The organism is Nocardia sp. NPDC050717, assembly GCF_040654275.1.
Taxonomy (GTDB): Bacteria; Actinomycetota; Actinomycetes; order Mycobacteriales; family Mycobacteriaceae; genus Nocardia.
The window spans coordinates 90,659-115,798 of the sequence record NZ_JBFAHR010000017.1 but is presented as its reverse complement, the minus strand read 5'-3'; the positions used below and the strand labels follow the sequence as shown (position 1 = coordinate 115,798).

Sequence of the window (25,140 nt, the reverse complement as noted above, 5' to 3'; positions counted from 1 at the left end):
AATTTCCGGACCAGCACCACCACCGCCACGACGATGACCAGTGCGAGCAACACGAGAATTTCCATACGCGGCGCGTACCCCGGCCACGCTGGGTCAATCGCTGTTTGGCGAACGGAAATCGCGGTAGTACCCCGGGGACGGCCATTCCTCGACGGGAGGTTCCACCGATGGGTTTTCCCGAACAACAGCAGAACGTGCCAGGTCTCCAGTCGGCGATGACACCGGTTCCGGATTGCGGCGAGGAGAGCTATCGCGGCTCGGGAAAGCTCACCGGCAAGGCCACGGTGATCACCGGAGCCGACAGCGGCATCGGCCGCGCGGTGGCCATCGCGTTCGCCAGGGAGGGCGCCGATGTGCTGATCTCCTATCTCGACGAGGACAGCGATGCCCAGGAGGTGGCCGACTGGGTGACCAAGGCGGGGCAGCGGGCGGTACTGATGCCGGGTGACGTGTCCGACCCGGCGCATTGCCGCGCGATCATCGCGCGGGCGGTGGCGGAATTCGGCACCGTCGACGTCCTGGTCAGCAACGCGGCCTACCAGATGACCCACACGGACCTGGCCGAGATCAGCGACGCGGAGTTCGCCTACACGTTCGAGGTGAACGTGGGCGCCTATTTCCATCTGGTGCAGGCCGCGGTGCCGCACATGCGGCCCGGCTCGTCGATCATCGGCAGTTCGTCGGTCAATTCCGACATGCCCAATCCGACGCTGGCGCCGTATGCCGCGACCAAGGCGGCGATCGCCAATCTGTCGGCGAGCCTGGCGCAGATGCTCGGAGACAAGGGCATCAGGGTGAACAGTGTCGCCCCCGGCCCGATCTGGACACCGCTGATTCCGTCCACCATGCCGCCGGAGAAAGTGGCCTCCTTCGGCGACAATGTTCCGCTCGGCCGGGCCGGTCAGCCCGCCGAACTCGCCCCCGCCTACGTGCTGCTCGCCGCCGACGACGGCAGCTACATCTCCGGCGCCAGACTCGCGGTCACCGGCGGCAGGCCCATTCTCTGAAGGCGCCAGACTCGCGATCACCGGCGGCAGGCCCATTCTCTGAAGGGAGAACACATGAGCGACAGCGAAATCCCTCCCGAATACACCCGTCCCCCCACCCCGCCCGACGAGGACCCGGACCGGCCGTGCGAGCAGGCCGGTCCCGCCCCGGATCAGGAGGGACCGGAACTGCGTGGCCCGACCGGCGCCCCGATTCCCGGCGACGCGAGCGTGCGCGCGCAACAGGGCCCCGCGCTGACCACCGCGCAGGGACTCGGCGTTGCCGACACCGATCACGCGCTCAAGGCGGGACCACGCGGCCCGGTCCTGCTGCAGGACATCCATTTACGCGAGAAGATCACCCACTTCGATCACGAACGCATTCCGGAGCGGGTGGTGCACGCGCGCGGGGTGGGCGCGCACGGCGTGTTCGTGGCCAACGGTGCCGCCGCCGAACTGACCAGGGCGAAATTCCTCGGTGCCGACGTGCGGACGCCGGTGTTCGTCCGGTTCTCGACGGTGCTCGGCTCGCGCGGTTCCGCCGATACCGTGCGTGACACGCGGGGTTTCGCGACGAAGTTCTATACCGACGAGGGCGTCTACGATCTGGTCGGCAACAATATCCCGGTCTTCTTCATCCAGGAGGCCATCAAGTTCCCGGATGTGATCCACGCCGGAAAACCGCACCCGGACAGGGAGATTCCGCAGGCGCAATCGGCGCACGACACCTTCTGGGATTTCGTGACCCTGCACACCGAGGCGACCGCGCACACCTTCTGGAACATGTCCGATCGGGCGCTGCCGCGCTCGCTGCGGATGATGGAGGGATTCGGGGTGCACACCTTCCGGCTCGTCGCCGCCGACGGCACGACGAGCCTGGTGAAATTCCATTGGAAGCCCCGTCTCGGCGTGCATTCGATGCTGTGGGAGGAAACGCAGCTGACCGCCGGATTCGATCCGGATTTCCATCGTCGCGACCTCGCCGACAGCATCGAGGCCGGCTACACCCCGGAATGGGATCTCGGAATCCAGGTGTTCCCGGATACGCCCGAGCACGTCTTCGAGGGGATCGATCTGCTGGATCCGACGAAGCTCGTGCCGGAGGAGATCGCCCCGGTGCGGGTGATCGGGACCATGCGGCTCACCGCCAATCCGGTGAATTTCTTCGCCGAGACCGAGCAGGTGGCGTTCTGCCCGAGTCATCTGGTGCCGGGAATCGAGGTGACCGACGATCCGCTGTTGCAGGGCAGGCTGTTCTCCTATCTCGACACCCAGATCAGCAGGCTGGGCGGGCCCAATTTCGCCCAGCTGCCGATCAACACCCCGCACACCGCGATCAACGACATGTTCCGCGACGGCATGCACCAGACCGCAGTGCATCCGGGAATCGCGCCGTACAAACCGAATTCGCTGGGCGGCGGGTGCCCGTACGCGGCGAGTTTCGCCGATCAGGCCTACGTGGAATCGCCGACGCCCATCCCGCCGCCCGCCGCCACGCTGCGCACCTCGGCCGACAGCGCCGAGGCCGAGGTCTCGTTCGCCGATCACTTCTCGCAGCCGCGGCTGTTCTACCGCAGTCTCACCGAGGGTGAGCGGCAACACCTGGCCGACGCGTTCGCGTTCGAGCTCGGCAAGTGCTCGATCCCGGACATCCGGGCGCGCGGTGTGCAGATGCTGGCGAACGTCGACGGTGATCTGGCCGGGTACGTGGCCGGGCAGCTCGGCCTCGACACCCCGGCGGCCACCGTCGAAACCCGCGAGGCGGCGCCGAGCCCCGCGCTGTCGCAACGGCACGGCACCTTCCCGGTGGACGGCCGCACGGTCGCCGTGCTGGTGGACGACACCACCACCGAGGCGGCGATCGCGGAGGTGCGTGCGGCCCTGACGGGGGCACGGGTCCGGCCGCTGCTGGTGGCCGCGCGGGCCGGGACGGTGGACTCGGTGCCCGTGGACCGCAGCTTCGCCACCATGCGTTCGATCGAGTTCGACGGTCTGGTGCTGCTCGCCGGGCCCGTCGACCCGCGCGTGGATCTGCTCATCGCCGAGATGTGGCGCCACGGCAAGGCGATCGCCGCGATCGGCGCGGCCGCGTCGCTGCTGCGTCGCGACGGCGTCGACCCTGACGCGCCGGGGGTGACCGTGGGTGACGCGGGTGTCGCCATCGACCGCTTGCTCACCCATCTCGGCGAACATCGCGCCTGGGCCCGGATCGAACCCGCGTCCTGAGCGTCGAACACCAGGAGGTCGATCCCATGGATCACAGCAGCGCGCCCCTCGTCGCCGCCGTGGCGGAATATCACGATCTCGGCCGCTACGGTTTCACCCCGCCCGGGCACCGGCAGGGCCGCGGGGTCGACGGGCGGGTGCTCGCGGCACTGGGCGCCGACGCCTTCGCCTCGGACATCCTCGCCGCGCCCGGGCTCGACGATCGGCTGGCCCGCGGCGAATTGCTGTCGGAGGCAGAGGAACTCATGGCCGACGCGGTCGGCGCCGACTCCGCGTTCTTCTCCACCTGCGGCAGTTCGCTGTCGGTGAAGGCGGCGATGCTCGCCGTGGCGGGCGGGAACGACGGCGGTCTGCTGGTCGCCAGGGACAGTCACAGGTCGATCGTGGCCGGGCTGATCTTCTCGGGGCTGCGGCCCCGCTGGATCACCCCGCGCTGGGACGCCGAGCGGCATTTCTCCCATCCGCCGTCACCGGAGCAGGTCGAACAGGCGTGGCGGGACCACCCCGACGCGGCGGGCGCGCTCGTCGTGAGCCCGAGCCCCTACGGCACCTGTGCGGATCTGCGCGGGATCGCCGAGGTGTGTCACGCGCGCGGCAAACCGCTCATCGTCGACGAGGCGTGGGGCGCGCACCTGCCGTTCCATCCCGACCTGCCCACCTGGGCGATGGATGTGGGCGCCGATGTCTGCGTGGTGAGCGTGCACAAGATGGGGATGGGGTTCGAGCAGGGGTCGGTGTTCCATCTCCAGGGTGATCTGGTTGACCCGCAACGGTTGCGGCGGTGTGCCGACCTGCTGATGACGACCAGCCCGAATGTGCTGATCTACACCGCGCTCGACGGATGGCGCAGGCAGATGGTCGAATTCGGGCACGATCTGCTCGGCGACGCCCTGGCGCTGGCCAAGCGCGCCAGGGCCGATCTGGACGAGATCAGCGGCTGCGAGGTGATGCACGACGCCCTGCTCGGCGTGGAGGCCTCACACGATCTGGACCTGCTGCAGGTACTCGTCGACGTCTCCGCGACGGGCGCCACCGGCTACGAGGCCGCCGACTGGCTGCGCGCGCACCGCGCCATCGATCTCGGCCACAGCGACCACCGGCGCGTGCTGGCGACCCTGTCCAGCGCCGACGACAACAGCACCGTCGACGCGCTGGTGGACGGCCTCGCGCTGTGGCGGGCTGGCCTGCGCGACCCGTCGCCGCCCGAGATCCGGCTGCCCGCGCCCGAGGAGTTGCAACTGGACACGGTGATGCTGCCGCGCGACGCGTTCTTCGCGCCCACCCAGGCGGTGCCCGCCGCGGCGGCGGCGGGCCGGATCGCTGCCGAACAGCTCACCCCGTACCCACCCGGGATCCCGGTGATCGTGCCGGGCGAACGTATCGACGCGGCGGTCGTGGACTACCTGCGCACCGGGCTGGCGGCGGGGATGAACGTGCCCGACGCGAGCGATCCGAGCCTGGACACGATCCGGGTCGTCGCGTGAATCCTGTTTGCCCCCGGCGGGTCCGGGTAACGCCGTCGTGGGTCCCCCAGACGGCCCACGGTCACCTCGTGGCCGAGCAGCTGACGGGAAGGAATGCCATGAGCTTGGCGGACAAAGCGAAGAACAAGGCCGAAGAGCTCGCCGGTAAGGCCAAGGAAGCCGCAGGCAAGGCCACCGACGACCGTGACCTCGAGAACGAGGGCCGCGGCGAACAGGCCAAGTCGAACCTCAAGGACGCCGGCGAGAAGGTGAAGGACGCCTTCCGCGACTGACCGGTGCGCAGGGGCGGGCGGTGCTGTACCGCCCGCCCCGCCGCGTGTCCGGGGCCGGGTCAGGGCGCTTGCGGCTCCGGGAGGGCCAGCGTGGCCAGTGCGATGACCAGCGCGACGGCGGCGACCGCGGCCATCATGGTGATGCTCCCGGTGAGGGTGTGGGAGCGGAAGAAGAGCGTGGTCAGGACGGTGAGGCCGACGGCGTTGCCGATCTGTTCGACGGTGGGCAGGACGCCGGAGGCTTCGACCATGTGGTCGGCGGTGAGTCCGGAGAGCATGATCGGCTGGAGCTGGATGCCGAAGACGCCGACGCCGACGCCGGACAGGAAGACCGGGCCCGCCGTGAGCAGCGCGCTCATCGCGCCGGAGGTCAGGAACAGATAGATCGCTCCGGCCGCGAGACATCCGCCGTAGAGCGCCATTCCGGCCGCGAGAGCCCGAATGCCCCAGCGCCGCACCAGGATCAGTGACCCCAGAGCGCCGGTGCCTGCGCCGAGGGCGAACAGCGTCATCACCAGGCCGGTCACCAGCGGCGTGTAGCCCAGAACGTCCTGCATGGTGACGGAGGCGGCGAAGACGAACGCGGTGAACAGGCCGAAGAAGGCGCCGACGAGGACCGACCCGAGCCGGAACCGCCGGTCGGCGAACAGGTCGAGCCGGATCAGCGGGTCGGCGCGCCGCCGCTGGTGCACGACGAAGACCACCGTCACCGCGAGCCCGGCGCCGAGGAGCGCGATCAGCCCGAGTCGCCAGCCGTGCTGCTGGATCTCGGCGAGTGCGTAGATGAATGCGAACAGCCCGGCCGCCGACAGCACGGCGCCGCCGAGGTCGAGTGAGCGGCCATCGCCCGAGCGGCCGACGCGCAGGAAGCGCCAGGCGAGGGCGAACGCGAACACCCCGATGGGCAGGTTGATCAGGAACACCGACCGCCAGCCCCAGCCGCCCGGATCGAGTGTGAGCAGCACGCCGCCGACGATCGGCCCGAGCATCCCGGCGAACCCCGCGACGCCGCCGTAGAGCGCGAACACCAGCGGATGACGCTCCCGCGGGAACCCGGCGGTGAGAATGGCGATCGTCTGCGCGGCCATCCCCGCGCCCGCCGCGCCCTGCGCGACGCGGGCGATCACGAGTTCGGTGGCGCTACCGGCGATTCCGCACCACAGCGACGCCGCCGTGAACGCGGCGACCGAGGCCAGGAACATCGTCCGCCGCCCCACCATCGCGCCGATCCGCGCGGCGGTGAGCAGGGTGCAGGCGAAGGCCAGTGAGTAGCCGGACACGACCAGCAGCTGCGCCGAGCGGGACGCGCCGAGATCGGCCGTCAGCTCCGGGAGCGCGGTGTTGACGATCGTCACGTCGATCATCTGCATGAACACCGCGCTCAGGCAGGCGGCGAATGCCAGCCAGGCCGCGTACTCCGCGCGCACCTGCGCCCGGACGGTCGCGATGCTCATGCGGTGAGCTCCATGACGGCGCGCGGCGCGCTCAGCGACAACTGGGTGGGAAAGCTCATCCGCACGAGCCGATGCGGCGCCTCCTGCTCGAAATGCGCGACGAACGGCGGCAGGACGGTGCCGATCACCTTGTCCAGCAGGGAGTTCACCTGCGCGAATCCCGGTCGCATCCGCACCTGCCAGCAGGGCACGCTCCCGGCCGGGACCTCGACGGTGCTCTGTTTCTCCACGCGCGCGAGCAACGGCCAGTGCACCGAGAACGCCAGCCACACGCTCACCGTTTCCACCAGTCCCTCGGTGAAGTCGAGACCGCGCAGCAGCGTCAGGCCGCCGGCGATCGGCATCACGTTCAACGGAAACGGGGCGGGCAGACCGCCGAATTGGAGGTGCACGGTGTCGACGAAGTTCGCCTCCTCGCGCGAGACCACGGTCGGCCCGCACCGCGTTTCCGCGCGATACTGTTCGGCGCGCAAGCGGCCGCCGATCCGGCCGAAGCGCTGTTCGATGGTCATGGCCAGGTCGGTGTCGCTCAGCGCGCGCCCGTGCGGTCGGGTGTCGAGAGTGGTGCGGTAGCCGCCCTTCTCCCGGGAGACCAGGTGGGTCATCTCGAATCCCGGTGCCTCGCCGAGGAGTCCGACGGTGTAGACCGACTTCTCGCCGTCGGGGATGAACGGATCACGGAACGCGGTCTGCACTACTGGTCCTCCTGGTCGGGTGTGGCGGCGATGGCCAGGAACACCGATCGCACGGCGTCGAGATAGCGGCCCACGGATTCGTGCGCGACGGCGGTGTCGGGGAAGATGACGCTCAGCGACGTGCCGCTCGGCAACCGATTGATCCAGATCAGCGCCTCCTCGGACGCGGCCCGGTTCGCGTACACCCCGGCGCCGATCTCGTCGAAGAATTCGTGGCCGACGAAGTCGCGGGCGTCGATGAACGAGATCATCGGGGTCACCCAGCCGGGCTCGGCCTTGATCTCCGAATCGGCCGGGAGCAGGTCGAGCACCCGGTGGAAAGACGTGGGCGCCAACAGGAGACCGTTCTCATAGGCGCGCTGGGCGAGGCCGAGCACCCGCGTGGCCGGCGTGCGCGGACCGAGGGGGAACGCCACCGGCACCAACGTGACGTACCAGCCGACCGACGCGTTCTCGGCCGCCGAGGTGCGCGTGCTGATGGGCGTCATGCCGAAGTAGTAGTCGGTGCCGGTGAGCTCGCGTTCGGCCAGGGCCGCCGCGGCGAAGGCACCGCCCACGAATTCCGCGCCGTGCGCCCGGCAGACCGATTCGAACCGTTCGCCCGCCGCGGTGTCGAGCAGTTCGATGCTGCGGTGCGCGCTGCGGTGGTAGCCGTCGCAGCGTCGGCCGAGGTCGAGTGGGAACGCGGGCAGCCTGTTGTCGTTGCCGCGCACCAGTTCCAGCCACTTGCGCACGCCGGGCGAGGTGAGGGTGAGACGGTCGCTGTAGGCACGCTCGGTGACGCAGTAGTCCAGATAGCTCGCCGCGGGCGCGGGCGGTTCGGCCTCCGCCCACAGCTGCGCCGCGTACAGCTGGGCGAAGTCGGCGGCGGAGAGGTACTGGCCGAGCCCGTCGGTGTGCAGGTGGTCGACGGCGAGGTAGACGGTGGTCGTCTCGCCGTGCTCGATGGCGCCGAAGGTGAAGCAGTCCCAGTCGAACGGGCCCGGCGTGGTCTTCTCGACGTGGGTGCGGATCGCGGCGGGGTCGTCGACGTGGCCGTAGTCGATCGGCTGGAAGTCGACGGCCTCGGCCGGGACGAGGTGGCGGCGCACCGTGCCGCCCGCGTCGATGTCGAACCAGGTGCGGAAGGTGTCGTGGCGCAGCAGGAACGCGTTGATCACCCTGGTCATCGCGTCGCGATCCAGCTCGGCCGTGGGTAGCCGGGCGGTGACCAGGCACAGCCCGGAGAAACGGAAGTCCGCCCCGGCGTGCCGGTCGGCTTGGCGCAGGTACTGCTCCTGCTGCAGCGAGGGCGGCGCCGGGTGGACCGGCGCCGTCGCCGCCGCCCTGGTGGATTCCGGGGTGGCGAACCAGGTCACCAGTCTGCCGGGCGCGGGCTCCCATTCATCGATGAGTCCGAAGTCGACCACAGTGCTCGCCTTTCCGCGCTGTCAGTGGGCCGCGACCAGCGGCTGCTCGCGCCGTGCCGCGTCGGCCCCGTCGCCGGGACGTTCGGGTTCCGGAAGGGGCTGGGCTGCCGTCGGTTCGGACGCGAGCACCAGCTCGGCCACCTTCGGGCCCGCCTGCTCGAGGCTGAACGAGCGGCCCATCTGCAGCGACATGAGGTCGATGCCGAGGGTCTTGGTGACGCGGGCGCCCAGTTCCACCGCCATCAGCGAGTCGAGCCCGAGTTCGGGGACGGGGATGGTCATGTCGATCGACTCGACCGGCACCCCCATCACCACGGCCAGTTCCTCGGCCATCTTGCGGGCGATGTGCGGGCCGCGCCGGGTCTCCTCCATGGCGGCCAGTTCCGCGCGCAGCCTGGCCAGTTCGGAGGTGTCCTTGGCGGAAGCCTTGGCCAGGTCGATGGTGCGGCCCGTGCGGGTCAGCTGGGGGAAGGTGCCGGTGAGTTTGGCCCAGTCGGTGGGGATGATCGCCGCACGGGTGGCGCCGAGGCGCAGGGTCTGTTCCAGGTAGGCCGTCGCGTCGGACATGTCGATCGGTCCGAAACCCACCAGGTCCAGGTACTTCTCGGCGGTCTCGTCGGCGGCCATGCCGCCGGTCGCGCCGGACAGGTGCCCCCAGCCGACGCACAGCGCCCGCTCCCCCGCCCGGCTCCACTGTTCGGCCAGCGCCTCCACGGCGACATTGGCCGCGCAGTAGTTGTACTGACCGTAGATGCCGTACATGGACCCGCCCGAGGAGCACAGCACGAACATGTCCAGGGTGATTCCGGCGTCGGCGACGGCCTGGTGCACGATCCGCGCGCCGTGCACCTTGGGCCGGTACACCCGGTCGAGTTCGTCGAATGTCATGGCGCTGATGCGGTTGTCGGCCACGGCGCCCGCGGCGTGGAAGACGCCGCGCAACGGCCGCCGCAGGTCGTTCGCCCTGGCGATCACACCCGCCACGGCCGCGGCGTCGGTGACGTCGGCGAGTTCCTCGACCACCTCGACACCCACGGTGCGCCAGGCCTCGAGCTGGCGGCGGGCCTCCTCGGTCTTCGCGCCGCCGCGCCCGACCAGGACCAGCCGCCGTGCGCCGCGCATGGCCAGCCAGCGACCGATCGCCATCCCGAAGCCGCCGAAGCCACCGGTGACGAGATAGGTGGCGGCACTGTCGATCTCGACGTCGGGCAGCGCGGGCCGCACGGCCGGCTCGGGGGTGTCGATCCGCAGGGCGATGCGTGCCAGGCGCGAGGAACGCAGGGTCTCCTCGAAGGCCTTGCTCACCTCCTCGGTGTCGAACAGCTGGTACGGCAGCGGCGTGTAGGTGCCCTCGGTGACCTTCTCGAACACCCGCTCGAGCAGCCGGGCCAGGCGTTGCGGCCGCACCGCGACCAGGCGGTCCAGATCCATCGAGTAGTAGGCCAGGTTCTTGTCGAAGTTGGCCAGTTCCAGCAGGCCGCCGGTGTAGATGTCGGCCTTGCCGACCTCGACGATGCGGCCGAATTCCGCGGCGGCGTGGAAGTTCTGGCGCAGGATCTCCCCCGGCGCGCTGCTGATGATCACGTCGGCGCCGACCCCGTCGGTCAGCGCGAGCACGTCGTCGACGAAGTTGAGCGATCGGGAGTGCACCACGTGATCGGCACCCATGGCCAGCACGTGCGCGCGTCGCTCCGCGCTGCCCGCGGCGCCGATGATGCGCGCGCCGTGCGCCTTGGCGACCTGGATGGCGGCCGTGCCGACCCCGCCCGCGGCGCCGTGGATGAGCACGGTCTCCCCCGGTTGCAGGCGGGCCAGGTCGAGCAGCGCGTACTCGGCGGTGCCGAAGGCGATGGTGCTGGTGCAGTGGCCGGGGTCGGTGCCGGCGGGCAGGGCGACGACGAGCTGCCGATCGACCACGGCGTAGCGGCGCATCATCCCCTTCGCGGCGACGGCGACGAGGTCACCGACCGCGACATCGTCCACCCCGGCGCCGACCCGGACGACCGTGCCGACGCCTTCCATTCCGGGCACCGTCCCGAAATAGGTCGGCGCGAGTTCCCGTTCGCCGAGCAGTCCGATGATCTTGAGCGGGTCCTTGTAGTTCAGGCCGATGACCTGCATCCTGACCTCCACCTCGCCCGGGCCCGGCGCCGGGCGCGGGCACTGCCGCCAGGCCAGCTGCGACAGCAACCGGGTGCGCGGGGTGTCGAGGGTGAAGTTGGCCTCGGGGTCGGTCAGGGGTTCGGCGGTGTCGAGCTGTTCGAGCCGCTCGGCGAGCGGCTTGGTCACCACCGGTGCCCAGCGCTTGCCGTCGCGCAGCACCACCTCGTCGCAGTGGTCGTGTGAGAAGGCGCCCGGCACCGCGAGTTCGGCGACGACGTCGGCGACCGGGGTGGTGGGGTCGGTGTCGACGAGGCGCCAGCGCAGCGGCGTCTGTTCGTTGAGCAGCACCCGCCGCGCACCGGCCAGGGCCGCCTGGCGGGAGTCGGGCATCTCGGTGCTCTCCGGCAGGACGCAGGCCCGCTCGGTCACCAGGGTGACGTGCGCGGCGCCGTCGCCGAACACCGAGTGCGGCGCACCGCCTTCCACGGGCGGGTTGACGAACTCGTCGATGGTCACCGCGATCCGCTTCAGCGCCCACAGGAACGCGAGATCATCGGTCACCTCGCCGGCCACCACGCACACGTGCAGCCGTTCCTCGCCCTGGCGCGCGTCGCGCAGGCGGGTGAGCAGGCCCTGTTCGAGCGCGGGGTCGGCCGGATGCGCGACGTAGACCTGCGCCGTCGGCAGCGCGGTCGCCAGGTCGACGGTCAGGCGGCTCTCGCCGAGTTCCACGATGAGCAGCGCGGCCGGGCCCGCGTCGGCGAGTGCGGCCGGGTCGATCGGCTCGCGTTCCACCATGGTCTCGGTGTAGTAGAAGTCGGCCATGCGGTGCAGCGGATCGTCGCCGGGCTTGAGCGCGCCGATCTGGAGGCCGGTGAGCCGGGCGACCAGATTCCGCTCGGCGTCGAGCAGATCCACGTCCGCGCGCAGGCGGGCCTTCGGATCGCGGCGCGCGATCACGGTGACGGTCTCGGGCAGGGCGGCGAGCAGGCGCACGGCGGCGACACCGACCGGCACCATCACGCCCTCGTTGATCCGTTCGTCGGCGAAGAGCATGGCGGCACACTGCATCGCGGCGTCGACGACGGCGGGGTGGGCGAGGTGACCCGAGTCCGCGGCGATGGCGCCGTCGACCGTCGCCACCACCACGTCCTTGCCGACCCGCACAGAGGTGACCCGCCGGAAGGACGGCCCGTACTGCAGCCCCGCCGCCGCGAGGCCGGTGTAGAACATGGCCGGGTCGACGTCGATGCCGACCTCGATGTCGGGGACCTCCACCGGGATCTGCTCGTGACTGCCGGTGAGGGTGCGCCCGGAGGCGTGCACGGTCCACGCGGTGCCGGTGGCGCTGCGCGACCTGATCAGGAACCGGCCGCTGGCCTCCTCCACGCTCATCGCCACCAGCGGGACGTCGGGCGCGCCCATGATCAGCGGGGCGACGAAACGCACCTGTTCCAGCGCGACCTGGGTGGTGCCGATGCGCGAGGCCGTCGCGCTGAGCGCGGCGTCCAGATACGCCGCGCCCGGCATGATCTTCACGCCGTTGACGACATGGTCGGACAGCCACGGCAGCAGCTCGGTGCCGACCTGCAGCAGCCACTCCGGCCTGCCCTCCACGTCCGGGTCACCGAGCATGGCGTAGCCGCCTGGTGTGCCGAGGCGGGCCTGCTCGAACAGCGGCAGCGCGGTGTGCAGGCGGGTCCGCTGCCACGGGTAGCGCGGCAGCGGCAGGTGCGGGGTGGCCCGGCGGTCGGCGGGGAACAGCAGCTCGAGGTCGAGCACGCCCGCGGCGTGCAGGCCGATCAGGGTGCGGCGCATGCTCGCCGAGTCGGGTTGCTCGCGGTCCAACGTGGCGACGGTCGTGCCCTGGACGTCGGCGTCGAGCAGCGCCTCCCGGATGTTGCCCGACAGGACCGGGTGCGGACCGACCTCGAGGAAGATCCGGCTGCCCGCCGCGACGAGGCGGCTGACCGCGTCGAAGAAGCGCACGGGCTGACGGACATTCGCCCACCAGTACTCGGCGTCCCAGACCTGCTCGGTGACCTGCTCGCCGGTCACCGTCGAGTACAGCGGCACCGTCGGTGGGCGCGGGGTGAGATCGGCGAGGGCGGCACGCAATTCGTCCTCGATCGGGCCCATCAGCCGACTGTGATACGGCACCTCCACTCGCAGGCGGCGGGCGAAAACGCCGTCCTCGGTGAGCTTTTCGGCGATCTCGTCCAGCCGGTCGACGTCGCCGGACAGCGTCACCGCGCCGGGGCTGTTGATCGCGGCGATGTCCACCCGCGCGTCCTCGGCGACGAGCTCGCGTGCCTGGTCGCGGGTCATCCCGACCGCGAGCATGCCACCGGACCCGGCGGTGGTGGCCTGCAGCCGGGCGCGGTGGCAGGCCACCCGGACCGCGTCGCGCAGCGACAGCATGCCGCTCACGTAGGCCGCGGTCACCTCGCCGACACTGTGGCCGACGATGGCGGCGGGCGTGATGCCCAGCGCGGCGAGCTCACGCACCAGTCCCACCTGGACCAGGAAGTTCGCCGGCTGCGCCACCTCGGTGCGGGTGACCCGCGACTCGGCCTCGGGGCGGCGCAGCTCCTCGATGATCGACCACCCCGCGACCGCGCGGAACTCCGCGTCGACCTCTGCGGCCGCGGTCGCGAACGCGCCGCCCGCGTCCAGCAGTTCGCGGCCCATCCGCCAGTGCTGCGGACCCATGCCCGAGAACACGAACACCGGTTCCGCGGCGGCGGAGACGATCACGCGCGAGGCGTCGCGCCCCTCGCCCGCCGCGTACTTGCGCAACTCCCCCACCAGATCCGCGGTGTTCGCACCGAGCAGCATCCCGGTGCGGAACGGATGGTGGGCCATGCGCGTCCACGCCGCCTCCGCGAGATGATCGGGATCGGCGCCGGCGCCGAGCAGGTCGGCGAACCGGCCCGCCAGCGCGCGGGCGGCGGTGGTACTGCGCGCGGACAGGGGCAGGATCCCGTAGTGATCGCCGGTCCGTGCTTCGCGCGGCGCGGCGGAGTACTCGGTCAGGATGGCGTGGGCGTTGGTGCCGCCGTAGCCGAACCCGTTGACCGCCACCGACATCGGACCCGCGTCGGGCGCCAGTGGCTGGGCCTCGGTCTGGACGTGCAGGCCGAGTTCGTCGAACGGGATGTCGGGGTTGGGGGTGTCGAGCCAGCCCTGCGGCGGCAGCGTGCGATGGCTGATCGCCAGCGCCGCCTTGATCACGCTCGCGACCCCCGCCGCTGCCTCGGTATGGCCGAGGGTGGCCTTCACCGAACCCACCCCGACCGTGCCCGCCCGGCCCGACGGCGCGCCGAAAACCCGGCCGAGCGCCCGCAATTCGACCGGGTCGCCGACCAGCGTGCCGGTGCCGTGCGCCTCGAGGTAGGTGATCTGCTCGGCCGCCAGTCCCGATCGCGCGCAGACCGCCCTGGCGAGCGCCTCCTGGGAGTCGACATTGGGCACGGTGATCGCGGTGGTGCGGCCGTCCTGGTTCGACCCGGTGGCCTTGACGACGGCGTAGATCCGGTCGCCGTCGCGGACCGCGTCGTCGAGCTTCTTCAGCACCACCATGCCCGCGCCCTCGCCGCGGCCGTACCCGTCGGCACTCGCGTCGAAAGATTTACAGCGCCCGTCGGTGGCGAGGAAACCACCCTTGCACATCAGCACGAATGTCTCCGGCTGCAGCATCACGTTCACGCCGCCTGCAAGCGCGACGCGGCAGTCGTCGTTGGCCAGCGCCTGACAGGCCAGGTGGAACGCGACCAGCGACGACGAGCACGCCGTGTCGACCGTGATCGCGGGCCCGACCAGGTTGAGCGCGTAGGCGATCCGGTTCGACAGCATGGTGTAGGAGGCGCTGGCCGGGGTGTGCATGTCGGTGTGGAACAGGGCGGGGCCGACCACGCCGATCACCGACTGGTCGACCACGAAGCCGCCGACGTACACGCCCACCTGGTTACCGGCCGCGCGGCCCGCGATCCCGGCGTCGTCGAGGGCTTCCCAGGTGACCTCCAGCATCAGGCGCTGCTGCGGATCCAGGACGGTGGCCTCGCGCGGGGAGATGCCGAAGAAGTCGGGATCGAATTCCCACGGATCGGTGGTCAGGAAGGCGCCGCGCTTGGTGTACATGCGTCCGGGGGTGCGCGGTTCGGGATCGTAGTAGCGGCGATAATCCCAGCGGTCCGCCGGAATGTCGACGACCCCGTCCCGCTTGTCGACGACGAAATCCCAGAATGTCTCCGGCGAATCGATGCCGCCAGCGAACCGACATCCGATGCCAACAATCGCAATATCCGACACGCAATTTCCTCCCGGCGCCACGGCCAATTTCGCGCGGTCTCCCGCTGTCGACCGCTGTGCCAAACGTAGGAGCACACCGCGACGGCGTCGGCCCGAACTCCGACGTCTGGAAACTCCGACGAGCCCCGGCGCGAAGTGTTGTGAAGGTGCCCAATCGGGTCGCCGTAACCGCGAAAGGTAAGGATCACAAGGGAATCCGCGCGGCGTTGTGACCGGCCGGAACCTTGCGTTTTCCCCGTTGCCGCCCGCGGAACTCCTGACATGTTCGACCCGACCAAGCGATGAGAAGGCGGGAGGCGAGCGTGTTCGCCGAGTTGACACAGTGGGCCGATTTCGTGGTGCGCCGGCGCTACCTGGTGATCGTGGTGATGGTGACCGGATTACTCGCTCTCGGGGCATATGGCCTCGGTCTCGGCGGCGCGGTGAGTTCGAGCGGCTGGGACGATCCGTCCGCGGAATCGGTGCGCGCCGCGCAATTACGGGACCGGGCATTCGGGCGCGATCACAGTGGCGACGTGATTCTGTTGTTCCACGCCCCGGCAGGCGCGACCGTCGACGATGCCGCGTTCGCGGCGAATATCGTGTCGCATTTGAACAGCCTGCCGGAGCGGTTCCCGGACCGGATCGATCGGATCAACGGCGCGTATTGGCCCACCGACACCGGGCTGGCCATACCCGAGGTCTTCGGCACGCCGGATCGCCGCCACGCCTTCGCCTCGATCGCCGTCAGCGGCACCGATGCCACCACCCAGATACGCCACTTCCGCGACATCGCCGACGCCCTGCGCCTGCCCGGGGTGGACATGGAGATCGCCGGTGGCCAGCCGGTCGCCGGCGCGCTGAACGACACGATGGCCCAGGACCAGCGACGGGTGGAGCTGTTCGCCATCCCCGCGGTGGCGCTGCTGCTGTTCTTCCTGTTCGGCGGCGTGATCGCGGCGGCGCTGCCGCTCGTCGTCGGCGGGCTCACCATGCTCGGCGCGTGGGGTCTGCTGCGGCTGCTCACGACCGTGGTCGAGGTGAATTCGTTCGTGTCACCGGTGGTGTCGATGATCGGGCTCGGCCTGGCCATCGACTACGGGCTGTTCGTGCTGAGCCGGTTCCGGGAGGAACTGGCCGCCGGCCGCGAGGTCGACGACGCGGTGCGCCGCGCGATGGCGACCGCGGGACGCACGGTGCTGTTCTCGGCGACCGTCGTCGCGGTGGCGGCCGCCGGGATCCTGGTGTTCCCGCAGGGGTTCCTGCGGTCGTTCGCCTACGGCGCGATCATCACCCTCACGCTGGCGGCGCTGACCTCGATCACCGTACTGCCCGCCCTGCTCGCGGTCCTTGGCCGCCGGGTGGACCGGTTCGGCGTCGACTGGTTCCGGCGCGTCCCCGCCGCGGCGACGGCGAGCGACAATCGCTGGGGACGGCTGGCCGGTGCGGTGATGAGAAGGCCACTGGCCGTGGCGCTTCCGGTGTGCCTGGGGCTGCTGCTGCTCATCCTGCCGGTGCAGCACCTGGCGTTCGGGTCCATCAGCGAGCGTTTCCTGCCGCCGGAACACCCGAATCGCGTCGCGCAGGAGCATTTCGACGAGTTGTTCCCGCTGCGCCAGATCGATCCGATCGATCTGGTCGTCGTCACCTTCGACCCCGCCGCCGCCGACCGGGTGCTGGCCGCGGCCAATCACGCGCCGGGCCTGGCCGCGCCGTTCCCCGCGCTGATGCAGTCGCCGTTCCAGCCGCAGGTGCTCACCTCCCAGACCGTGCTGGCCTCGGCGCGCGATGTCGACGCGACCGTCGGCTATCTGCGGTCGATGCCGGTGCCGAGCGGCACGACCCTGCTGGTCGGTGGGCAGCCCGCCGTGGAGAAGGACAGCATCGACGCGCTCGTGCGGCGGCTGCCGCTGATGATCACCCTGGTGTTCCTGGCCACGACGGCCTTGCTGGCCCTGACCTTCGGCTCGCTGGTGCTGCCGCTGAAGGCGGCCGCGCTCAATCTGCTCGGGCTCGGCGCCACACTGGGCGTGCTCACCTGGGTGTTCGTCGAGGGGCACGGGGCCGGGCTGATCGGGTTCACCCCGCAGCCGATCATGTCGCTGATCCTGGTGATGATCGTGTCGGTGATCTACGGGTTGTCCACCGACTACGAGGTGTTCCTGCTCTCGCGCATCGTCGAGGCGCGGGCGGCGGGGGCGAGCACGACCGAGGCCGTCCGGGCGGGGGTGGCCCGGACCGGGCGGATCATCACCGCGGCGGCGGTGATCCTGCTGGTCGTCACGGGGGCGTTCGCGTTCTCGGAGCTGCTGATGATGCAGTACATCGCCTTCGGGCTGGTGACGGCGCTGCTCATCGATGCGACCCTGCTGCGGGTGGTGCTGGTTCCCGCCGCCATGCGGCTGCTCGGGGACGCCTGCTGGTGGGCCCCGTCCTGGATGCCACGCGCGCGCCGCCGTGCCGCGCCCGCCGCCGCGCCCCTGTCCCGCGCGGATGCCGAGTCGCGGAGGACGTCATGACGTTTCGATCGGATCTGCCCGCGGTGCGAGCGGTCCCCGCGCACGCCCTGCCGCCGTTCGCGTGGCGGGAGGTGGCCGCGGTCGCTGGGATCGCGGGGGCACTGTTCCTCGCGCGCCTGGACCGCTACCAGATCGGCGGGGACGAACTGTATTTCGTCGCCGCCGGGCACCGGCCGTCGGCCGGGTACGCCGACCAGGGACCGCTGGTGCCACTGCTGGCCGGGCTCGCGGATCTGCTCGCCCCGGGATCGGTGGTCGCGCTGCGGCTGCCCGCACTGGTGTGCACCGTGCTGGCCATCGTGCTCTGCGCCGTCCTGGCCAGAGAGTTCGGCGGCGGGCGGTGGCCGCAGACGATCGCGGCGCTCGCCTTCGCGACGACCCCGATGGCGGTGATGCAATCGGCGATGCTGAGCACCTTCGCCCTCGACATCACCCTGACCGCGGCGGTGGCGTGGCTGCTGATCCGCTGGGTGCGCACGAGACAGGACCTCCTGCTGGTCGCGGCGGGCGCGGTGGCTGCCATCGACTTCCAGGTGAAGTGGCTGATCCCGCTCGTGTGGGCCGGGCTGACCTTCGGTGTGCTGGTGTTCGGACCGCGCGGCATGCTGCGGGCGCCCGCGTGGTGGGCCGGGTCCGGTGTGCTCGTCGTGTCGGCGGTGCCGATGCTGCTGTGGCAGCACCGCAACGGCTGGCCGCAGCTGTCGATGGGCGCGATCGTACGCGAGGAGCAACTGGCCACGGCCGGGCTGCTCGCCATGCCGTGGACGATGATCCAGGTGACCGGCGCGCTGGGCTTGCTGCTGCTGGCCGGGATGTGGGGTGGCCTGCGCTCGGCGCGATTCCGGCCGTACTACTTCCTGATCCCGATGATCGCGATCGGGCTCGGCGGGGTGGTGTTGGGTGGCCTGCGGCCCTACTTCGTGGCGGGGGCGTTTCCCGGGTTGTTCGCCGCGGGCGCCGTCTATCTCACCGAACTCGGGGTGACCCGGCGGCTGCGGATCCTCGGCAGCTCGCTGTTCGCGGTGGCGACGGCGATCTGCGTCGCCCTGGTCGTCGCCGTGCCGTTCCCACAGTCCCGGCTCACCACGCCGACCGAGCGCTACTCGCAGATCCATACGCGCAGCGTGTATTTCGGGCCGAGCGGGTGGCATGAGCTGGTCTCGACCGTCGACAGCGTTCGGCGCGGACTGCCGCCCGAGACCCGCGCAAGCACGGTGATCGTGACCCAGAACTACTGGCAGGCGGCGGCACTCGAGTATTTCGGCGCCGAACTCGGCCTGCCCGCGGTGTTCAGCCCGAATCGTGGATACGGCTACTTCGGCGCGCCGCCCGACAGCGCGACGACGGTGCTCTACGTCGGCGTCGACGGCCCGGAGATCGGACTGGACAACGGGTTCCGCGAGACGACAGCGCTGGCCCGGGTCGACGACGAACTCGGCTTCCCCGGCGTGAACCGGGGCGTCGGGGTGTGGCTGTGCCGGGGACCCGTCGCACCGTGGTCGGCGCGATGGGCGGGGCTGCGGACCCTGCCGCTGGTCGACGGGACGGAGCGGGTCACCGGTTGAGCGCGGCCTCGAGCATCGGCCACGACCTGTGCAGATCCTGTTCCCAGTAGCCCCAGGAGTGGGTGCCACTGGGGCGCAGATCGAAGGTCGCCGGAATCTCCAGTTCCCGCAACCGATCCCGCAGTTGAAGCGCGCACAGGTTGGCCACCGCGTCCAGGACGCCGCCGATGAGCAGCTGATCGGCCAGTTTCACCGGATTGTGGTGGATACCCGGCCCGTCGAGGGTGTCGAGCGAGCCCGGCCAGCCGTTGCCGGTCGCCACGTAGACCGCGGTCCCCCGCAGCTCGGCGGCGCGCAGGTACGGATCGTTGGCAGCCCAGCGCGGATCGGTCGGCGGCCCCCACATGTTGAGCGGATTGCCCTGCCGCCCGATCACCACCGCGTCGACGAGTGCCTGCCCGGCGGGATCACTGGTGCGCACACAGCCGCTGTAGGCGGCCACCGCGCGGAAGGCACCCGGCGCCTCGATGGCGAGCTGGAAGACCGCGGCACTGGCCATCGACAGCCCGGCGACCGCGTTGGCGCCGGTGCCGTGGAAGGCGGAATCGATCACCGCGGGCAGCTCTTCGGTGAGGAAGGTGGTCCAGCGGTGTCTGCCCAGGCGCGGATCGTCGGCGAGCCAGTCGGTGTAGAAGCTGGCGCCGCCGCCGACCGGCATCACCACGGTGACCTGCTCGTCGGCGAGGAACTCCTCGACATCGGTCTTGGTGAGCCAGTTGCTGCCGTCGGTGTAGCGGCCGGTGTCGGTGCCGCCGTCGACGCCGTTGAGCAGATACAGCACCGGCGCGGGTCGCGAACTGTCCACCGCCGGAAGCACTTCCACGTCGATGGTGCGGCCCATCGCCTGCGAGTGGACGGTGATGTCGACCAGGCGGCCGAGCCCTTGGCGCGCGGTGACCAGGCGCGACCCGTTGTCGGCGGGCCGGGCGGTGGCCATGGCGCGCACCGGAATCGGCGCGTCGACCGGAACCGAGGGCGCCGCCGAGGCGACCCCGCCGCAGAAGCCGAGAACCGCGGCGACGGCCAGCGCCGCCGCGCGCGGGAGATCGATAGCCATGCTCGCCGAAGGTAGGGCGCCACCGCGGTGGTCGCGGCGGGACCGGGCGAGTCTGGGCACGTTCCCATGGGCGCCGGAACACCGCTGGTGCCGGCCACAACCGCTCGCGGCCGAAAAGTGAGTATCGGCTTCCGAAAGTGGTGCCGCGCGTTCAGCTGTCACCGAGGGCGAGAGCGTTTACGCAGGTAGCAGGCTTGATTTCAACTTCTTCACGAGGCTGAAAAGAAAAGTAGAAGGTGAGCAGTCGCTCAACCTACAGTCGTCCGAACAGAGAACGAGGAGGAGTCGACGATGACGATCCACCTGGACGGCCCACCGACCACGCTGCCGCTGCGCGATGTTCGGATCCACCCCGACCGGCTGGTCGGCCGACGCGCCGAGGACCCCGTGTCCCGGGCTCTGCCCGTCGACGCTGTCGCCGGCGACAGCGTCATCGCGATGTGCGTCGACGTGGTGCGCAGCGCGCTCGACGGCCACGACACCACCGAGAAGATGACCAGGGTCGCGATCGCCGCCGCGGGCTGGGCGCACGACGGTGTCCCGGTCGACACCATCCTGCACGCCTTTCACGAGGGGCTGCGGCGCGCCCTCGACCTCGTCGCCGCCCGGCGCGACGACGCGAGCCTGCTCGACGGCTTCCGCACCGCGGTGTCCACCTCGGACCTGTTGTGCACCACCGTGACCCGTGCCTACATCCGCGAACATCGCGAGGTCGCCGGCGAGCACCACACCGCCGTACACACCCTCGCCTCGGCGCTGCTGGCCGGTCAGCCGACCGCCACCACCGCCCGTGAGTCCGGGATCCCCGTCGCCGAAGCGTATTCGGTGCTGGCCCTGTGGATCCAGGAGCATCCCGACGAGCGCGACACCAGGATGAACGGCGCCGTCGTGGCCCGCCGCAAGCTGCGCCGGGTGCAGACCGCGCTCGCGCAACGCTGCGGTGAGCGGGCGCTGGCCCTGCTCTCGGTCGACGGCGGCACGCTGCTGATCCCGGCGGATCTGCTGGCCGACGACGAACTCGACGCGCTGGTGGACTCGCTGGCGCGGGCCGCCCGGGTCGACATCATGGCGGCGCTGGTGCCCGCCCGGACCGCGGAGATCCCGGTCGCGGCCGAGCGCGCGCACGAATTGCTCGACATGGTGGAGCGACTCGACTCCGCGCCCGGCCTGTACCGGTTCACCGATCTGGCCCTGGAGTACCAGCTCACCCGGCCCGGCCCGGGGCGCGCGGAACTCGGCGAGCTGCTGCGCCCGCTCGACGACCACCCCGAACTGTACGAGACCCTGCGGGTGCACATCGCCAACAACATGAACCGGCAGCGCACCGCCCGGCTGCTGCACATCCACACCAACACCGTCGACTACCGCATCCGCCGCGTCGCCCAGCTCACCGGCGTCGACCCCACCCAGTGCTCGGGCCTGTGGCAGCTGCGCTCGGCGATGATCGCGCGCAGCTTCCACACCCGGCCACCGCGCCGCCGCGCCCGCGGCACCGAGCCGGGCGCCCGTCAGCTCACAGGAACCGCCTCCTGATCGCCGCGACGACCTCGGCCACTCGCGTCGGTGCGGGCCGGCGCATTGTCGGGTTACACGTGGTGGCGACGGCGGCGTCGTACCTTGGCGCAGAACAATTTCCATCGGCCTCCTACCGGGTGCCCGCGCCTTATCGTCACCAGTCATGGCAGATCCCACCGCCGATCGGCACGGCACCGGACCCGATCGCACCTCGCTCATCGTCTCGATCGCGATCCAGGTCGAGCTGGCGCTGCTCGGCAGACCCGGCACGACCACCCACCTGCTCATGGACCGGCTGGCCGCCGCCGCGGGCGGGTGTGCGGCGCAGGGCATTCCGTTCGAGCGGGTCGACGGCGACGCGCAGGAGGCGCTGACCCTCGCTGCCCCGGACATCGGGGCGGAATTGCTCGGCGAGCTGCGCGCCACCGTCACCGCGGCGCTGGCGCGTGGCTACCGCGGCGAGGATCCGGCCGTGGAGGCCTAGCGCCCAGCCGCGCGCCAGGCGGCGATCTCGCGGCCCAGCTCGGTGCTCGGCGCCTCGTCGTAGAGCCATTCGCGGGCCAGCCGGTGCCAGTTGCTGGTCGCCTCGATCTGGCCGAGCGCGGTGAGGGTGAACAGGTCGGCGCGGCGGGAGAACACGTGCTGGGGCGGCAGCAGCAGGTGCCGGACGTCATGGTGCTCGGAGGCCCGCGGATCGGTCGCGAGCACGACGGCGCTGGTCGCGATCTCCGGCGTGACGGTGACCTCCTCGTCGAGCAGATGCCAGCCCGTCACCGACCACACGTATTCCAGGCAGTCCTGCGCGCTCACCGCGCCGCGTGGATCGACGATGCCGTGTTCGGTCCACAGCCGGTACACCTCGTCGGCGCGGAAATCCGCTGCCGCGCAGAGCACCTGGCGCTCGAGCTCCAGATGCGCGCGGTCGATCGTGTTGTAGAGCCCGAAGTCGACGAAGCCGACCCGGCCGTCCTCGGCGAGCAGGATGTTGCCCGGATGCGGGTCGGCGCAGTACTCGCCGTCGACGAACATGCCGGTGATGTAGAACCGGTACACCAGTTCGCCGATACGGTCGCGATCGGCCGCGGGCAGCGCGCGGATCTGCTGGAACGCCCTGCCCTCGACGAAGTCGGTGACCAGCACGTTGTCGGTGCAGAATTCGCCGATGCTGTCCGGCACGGTGATCAGCGGGTGGCCGCGGTAGCGGTCCGCGACCCGGTGCTGGGTGCGGGCTTCGCGCCGGTAGTCCAGTTCCGCGGTGATGTTCCTGGCGATCTCGTCGAGCACATCGGTGTCGGCGGCGGTGGGCAGGAACGATTTCCACAGTCCGCTGAAGAACTGCAGGTTGCGCATGTCGGCGCGCACGGCCTTGTCGACGCCGGGATATTTCACCTTCACCGCGACGGGCCGCCCGTCGTGCAGACGGGCCCGGTACACCTGGCCGATCGAGGCCGAGGCGACCGGTTCCGGATCGAAATCCGCGAACACCCCGCCGAGGCGACCGAGATCGGCCTCGATGACCGCCTTCATCTCGGCGAAGGGCACCTGCGGCGCGCTGTCGAGCAGTTCGGCCAGCTTCACCCGGAACATCTCGCGATAGTCCTCGGGGATCAGGTCCAGATCGAGCACCGACACCATCTGGCCCAGCTTCATCGCCGCGCCCTTCATCCCGCCGAGCACCGTGACGATCTGCTGCGCGGCCCGCAGCGAGGACCGCTGCGCCAGCACCGAGCGGGCCTGTTCGGTGCGTCCGATCATCGCCAGCCGGGTCCCCACTCCCCGCGCGGCCTGCCCGGCCGCCAGGCGTCCCAGCCTGGTCCCCCGCGAGACCCGTCCCGTCGGTACCCGTCGCTCCGCCACATTCCCTCCTCGCGTCGGACCCACATTCTGCCGCCGCGCGGACCGATCGGTATCGATTCGGGCAGGTTTCTGTGATCGGTCACGCCCGGCTCAGGGCCCCGCGCTCTCGCGGGCGGCGACCTCCGCGGCGAGCCAGGTGCCCATCATGCGGGCGGTCATGGCGATGGCGTCGACCCGTTCCCGCTCCGACACCTCGTCGGCCGCGGCCCGCACCACCGCGGCGAAGCCGGTGTTGATGAAGACGAAGGCGACGGTGTCGAGATAGCGCTCGTCGGCCGGGCCGAGCCCCTGGATGAGCACGACCTTGACGATCAGCCGCAGCCGCTGTTCGAACTGCGGCAGCCCGGTGCTGTAGAACTGCACGCCGCCGATCAGCGCGCGCAGCAGCGCCGAGTTCGCCACCAGGATGTCGGCGAAGATCGCCAGGATCTCGCTGACGATCCCCGCGCAGTACTCGGCCGTGACCTCCGTGCGCGGCCCGGCGAATTCGAAGGCGCGCGCGGTGAATCCGCGTTCCAGGTCGGCGAGCAGGCGGTCGAGCAGTTCGTCGACGATCACCGATCGATCCGCGAAGTAGCGGTAGAGCGTGCCGATGCTGACGCCCGCCTCGGCGGCGATGCGATTGGTCGAGGTCTGCTCGACGCCGTGCGCGCCGAACAACTCCGCCGCGGTGTCGAGGATGTGGTCGCGTGTTTCCCGTGCCCGGTCCTGCGAAGGCTGTCGCCGAACCTGGCCGGGCTGCTTCCGTCTGTTCGTCGTTCTGGGCGGCACCGTAACCTCCAAACCAGCGCCCGGGGAGCTGAAGCGTCCCCCACCCTAGGAGACCCGCGGCGGTGACGGAGCCGGGTCGGTGGGTCCGATGTCGCGGGACTGTCGCCGGTGACATGGCCCGCGCCGAAACCGCTGTGAACCCGCTCGAGAACGGCGGGCGGGTCAGCCGAAGACGGCGATGAGGCGTCGGCTGCGGGCCGCCATGTCCGCGGCGCTCTCCTCGGGATGACGCTGCCACCAGGACACCATCGCGCCGACCATGCCCATCCAGACCTCGGCCATGGCGGACAGGTCGGCCGGGTCGGTGACGCCGCGGGCCATCAGGACCGCGGCCGAGCCCCTGGCGGCCTGTTCGGCGATGCGGCGGCGCGCGGCACGGGCGGCCTCGGCGGCGGGACCGTCGGCCGGGTGGGTGCGATCGGTGAGCACGTTCCACTGGTAGGGCCGCTCGGCCAGCACCCCGAAGATCGCGACCAGGGTCGCCTCGGCCATGGCCAGTTCCGGTGGACCGGCCAGGACCGGTTCGACGGCATCGGCGATGTCGTCGCCCACGCGTGTCACACAGGCGGAGTAGAGGCCGTCCTTGGTCCCGAAATACGAGTACACCAACGGTTTCGAGACACCGACGCGCTCGGCGACCACACCGAGCGAGAGCCCCGCGTAGCCCACGTGCGCGATCTGCTCGGCGGCGGCGTCCAGGATCTGAGCCTCCCGCTGCGCACGCGGCATCCCCTTGGTCCCCACGGTTCGCGGCATGCGGTGGCCTTTCTCGCCCGTCCACGCGGCAGCCGGAACCGCCGCTGTACAACCGGTAATTTACCAAAACCCGGCATTCGTTCAATTCCCGCGCGACCCGGGATCTCCCCCGGCGGAGTAACGACACGTGCCGTCGAGTTGTCTATGAACGTGCATCACGTCAACCGATGTCATACAGTCC

General features: G+C 70.6%; 16 protein-coding genes. 8 read left to right on the top strand and 8 right to left on the bottom strand.

The window, feature by feature from the left end; all coding sequences use genetic code 11:
* The first annotated feature begins 167 nt into the window (after nt 1–167).
* From AB0H56_RS27495 to AB0H56_RS27480, 4 genes are all read left to right on the top strand, one after another.
* Nucleotides 168–1,007, top strand: coding sequence for a glucose 1-dehydrogenase (locus tag AB0H56_RS27495; protein WP_357168483.1), 840 nt, complete (start codon nt 168–170; stop codon nt 1,005–1,007).
* Nucleotides 1,008–1,061: 54 nt separating this feature from the next.
* Entirely contained in the window at nt 1,062–3,212 is a 2,151-nt protein-coding gene (locus AB0H56_RS27490) for a catalase (protein WP_357168481.1), read from the top strand.
* 26 nt (nt 3,213–3,238) lie between these two features.
* A complete protein-coding gene (locus AB0H56_RS27485; RefSeq protein ID WP_357168479.1) occupies nt 3,239–4,696 on the top strand; it encodes an ornithine decarboxylase in 1,458 nt (485 codons plus the stop codon).
* Between the two features lie 98 nt (nt 4,697–4,794).
* A complete protein-coding gene (locus AB0H56_RS27480) occupies nt 4,795–4,968 on the top strand; it encodes a CsbD family protein (protein WP_110040987.1) in 174 nt (57 codons plus the stop codon).
* Nucleotides 4,969–5,027: 59 nt separating this feature from the next.
* Here AB0H56_RS27480 and AB0H56_RS27475 read toward each other — a convergent pair whose 3' ends face one another.
* Genes AB0H56_RS27475 through AB0H56_RS27460 form a run of 4 tightly spaced genes read right to left on the bottom strand, consistent with a single transcriptional unit; the run spans nt 5,028 to nt 14,940 of the window.
* Complete coding sequence (locus tag AB0H56_RS27475) at nt 5,028–6,422, bottom strand: MFS transporter (RefSeq protein WP_357168477.1); 1,395 nt, start codon at nt 6,420–6,422, stop codon at nt 5,028–5,030.
* A complete protein-coding gene (locus tag AB0H56_RS27470; protein ID WP_357168475.1) occupies nt 6,419–7,117 on the bottom strand; it encodes a hypothetical protein in 699 nt (232 codons plus the stop codon). The genes AB0H56_RS27475 and AB0H56_RS27470 overlap by 4 nt, the downstream gene beginning before the upstream one ends.
* The gene (locus tag AB0H56_RS27465; protein WP_357168473.1) at nt 7,117–8,526 is read right to left on the bottom strand and encodes a condensation domain-containing protein; all 1,410 of its coding nucleotides are present in this window, start codon (nt 8,524–8,526) and stop codon (nt 7,117–7,119) included. Before AB0H56_RS27465 ends, AB0H56_RS27470 begins: the two co-directional genes overlap by 1 nt.
* A 21-nt stretch (nt 8,527–8,547) precedes the next feature.
* Nucleotides 8,548–14,940, bottom strand: coding sequence for an SDR family NAD(P)-dependent oxidoreductase (locus AB0H56_RS27460; RefSeq protein ID WP_357168471.1), 6,393 nt, complete (start codon nt 14,938–14,940; stop codon nt 8,548–8,550).
* Nucleotides 14,941–15,242: 302 nt separating this feature from the next.
* Here AB0H56_RS27460 and AB0H56_RS27455 point away from each other — a divergent pair, with 302 nt between their 5' ends.
* Together AB0H56_RS27455 and AB0H56_RS27450 are read left to right on the top strand one after the other, a co-directional pair.
* A complete protein-coding gene (locus AB0H56_RS27455) occupies nt 15,243–17,438 on the top strand; it encodes an MMPL family transporter (protein WP_357168469.1) in 2,196 nt (731 codons plus the stop codon).
* A complete protein-coding gene (locus AB0H56_RS27450; protein ID WP_357168467.1) occupies nt 17,435–19,003 on the top strand; it encodes a glycosyltransferase family 39 protein in 1,569 nt (522 codons plus the stop codon). Before AB0H56_RS27455 ends, AB0H56_RS27450 begins: the two co-directional genes overlap by 4 nt.
* On the opposite strand, the gene AB0H56_RS27445 is transcribed toward AB0H56_RS27450, so the two are convergent.
* A complete protein-coding gene (locus AB0H56_RS27445) occupies nt 18,993–20,060 on the bottom strand; it encodes an alpha/beta hydrolase family protein (protein ID WP_357168465.1) in 1,068 nt (355 codons plus the stop codon). The genes AB0H56_RS27450 and AB0H56_RS27445 overlap by 11 nt on opposite strands.
* A 291-nt stretch (nt 20,061–20,351) precedes the next feature.
* Between AB0H56_RS27445 and AB0H56_RS27440 the strand changes: the two genes are divergently transcribed.
* Nucleotides 20,352–21,593 carry a helix-turn-helix domain-containing protein gene (locus AB0H56_RS27440; RefSeq protein ID WP_357168463.1) on the top strand — a complete coding sequence of 414 codons (1,242 nt, stop codon included), beginning with the start codon at nt 20,352–20,354 and terminating at the stop codon, nt 21,591–21,593.
* A gap of 145 nt (nt 21,594–21,738) precedes the next feature.
* Complete coding sequence (locus AB0H56_RS27435) at nt 21,739–22,059, top strand: hypothetical protein (protein WP_357168461.1); 321 nt, start codon at nt 21,739–21,741, stop codon at nt 22,057–22,059.
* Here the strand turns inward: AB0H56_RS27435 and AB0H56_RS27430 are convergent.
* From AB0H56_RS27430 to AB0H56_RS27420, 3 genes are all read right to left on the bottom strand, one after another.
* Nucleotides 22,056–23,432 carry an AarF/ABC1/UbiB kinase family protein gene (locus AB0H56_RS27430; RefSeq protein ID WP_357168459.1) on the bottom strand — a complete coding sequence of 459 codons (1,377 nt, stop codon included), beginning with the start codon at nt 23,430–23,432 and terminating at the stop codon, nt 22,056–22,058. The genes AB0H56_RS27435 and AB0H56_RS27430 overlap by 4 nt on opposite strands.
* A gap of 90 nt (nt 23,433–23,522) precedes the next feature.
* The gene (locus tag AB0H56_RS27425) at nt 23,523–24,203 is read right to left on the bottom strand and encodes a TetR/AcrR family transcriptional regulator (protein WP_357168457.1); all 681 of its coding nucleotides are present in this window, start codon (nt 24,201–24,203) and stop codon (nt 23,523–23,525) included.
* Between the two features lie 162 nt (nt 24,204–24,365).
* The gene (locus tag AB0H56_RS27420; RefSeq protein WP_357168455.1) at nt 24,366–24,959 is read right to left on the bottom strand and encodes a TetR/AcrR family transcriptional regulator; all 594 of its coding nucleotides are present in this window, start codon (nt 24,957–24,959) and stop codon (nt 24,366–24,368) included.
* Between the last annotated feature and the right edge of the window lie 181 nt (nt 24,960–25,140).

Excerpts from the sequence above, each read along its gene's own strand:
- AB0H56_RS27495 (WP_357168483.1), top strand. The coding sequence starts at position 168 with ATGGGTTTTCCCGAACAACAGCAGAACGTGCCAGGTCTCCAGTCGGCG.
- AB0H56_RS27490 (WP_357168481.1), top strand. The coding sequence starts at position 1,062 with ATGAGCGACAGCGAAATCCCTCCCGAATACACCCGTCCCCCCACCCCG.
- AB0H56_RS27485 (WP_357168479.1), top strand. The coding sequence starts at position 3,239 with ATGGATCACAGCAGCGCGCCCCTCGTCGCCGCCGTGGCGGAATATCAC.
- AB0H56_RS27480 (WP_110040987.1), top strand. The coding sequence starts at position 4,795 with ATGAGCTTGGCGGACAAAGCGAAGAACAAGGCCGAAGAGCTCGCCGGT.
- AB0H56_RS27475 (WP_357168477.1), bottom strand. The coding sequence starts at position 6,422 with ATGAGCATCGCGACCGTCCGGGCGCAGGTGCGCGCGGAGTACGCGGCC.
- AB0H56_RS27450 (WP_357168467.1), top strand. The coding sequence starts at position 17,435 with ATGACGTTTCGATCGGATCTGCCCGCGGTGCGAGCGGTCCCCGCGCAC.
- AB0H56_RS27445 (WP_357168465.1), bottom strand. The coding sequence starts at position 20,060 with ATGGCTATCGATCTCCCGCGCGCGGCGGCGCTGGCCGTCGCCGCGGTT.
- AB0H56_RS27440 (WP_357168463.1), top strand. The coding sequence starts at position 20,352 with ATGACGATCCACCTGGACGGCCCACCGACCACGCTGCCGCTGCGCGAT.
- AB0H56_RS27435 (WP_357168461.1), top strand. The coding sequence starts at position 21,739 with ATGGCAGATCCCACCGCCGATCGGCACGGCACCGGACCCGATCGCACC.
- AB0H56_RS27420 (WP_357168455.1), bottom strand. The coding sequence starts at position 24,959 with ATGCCGCGAACCGTGGGGACCAAGGGGATGCCGCGTGCGCAGCGGGAG.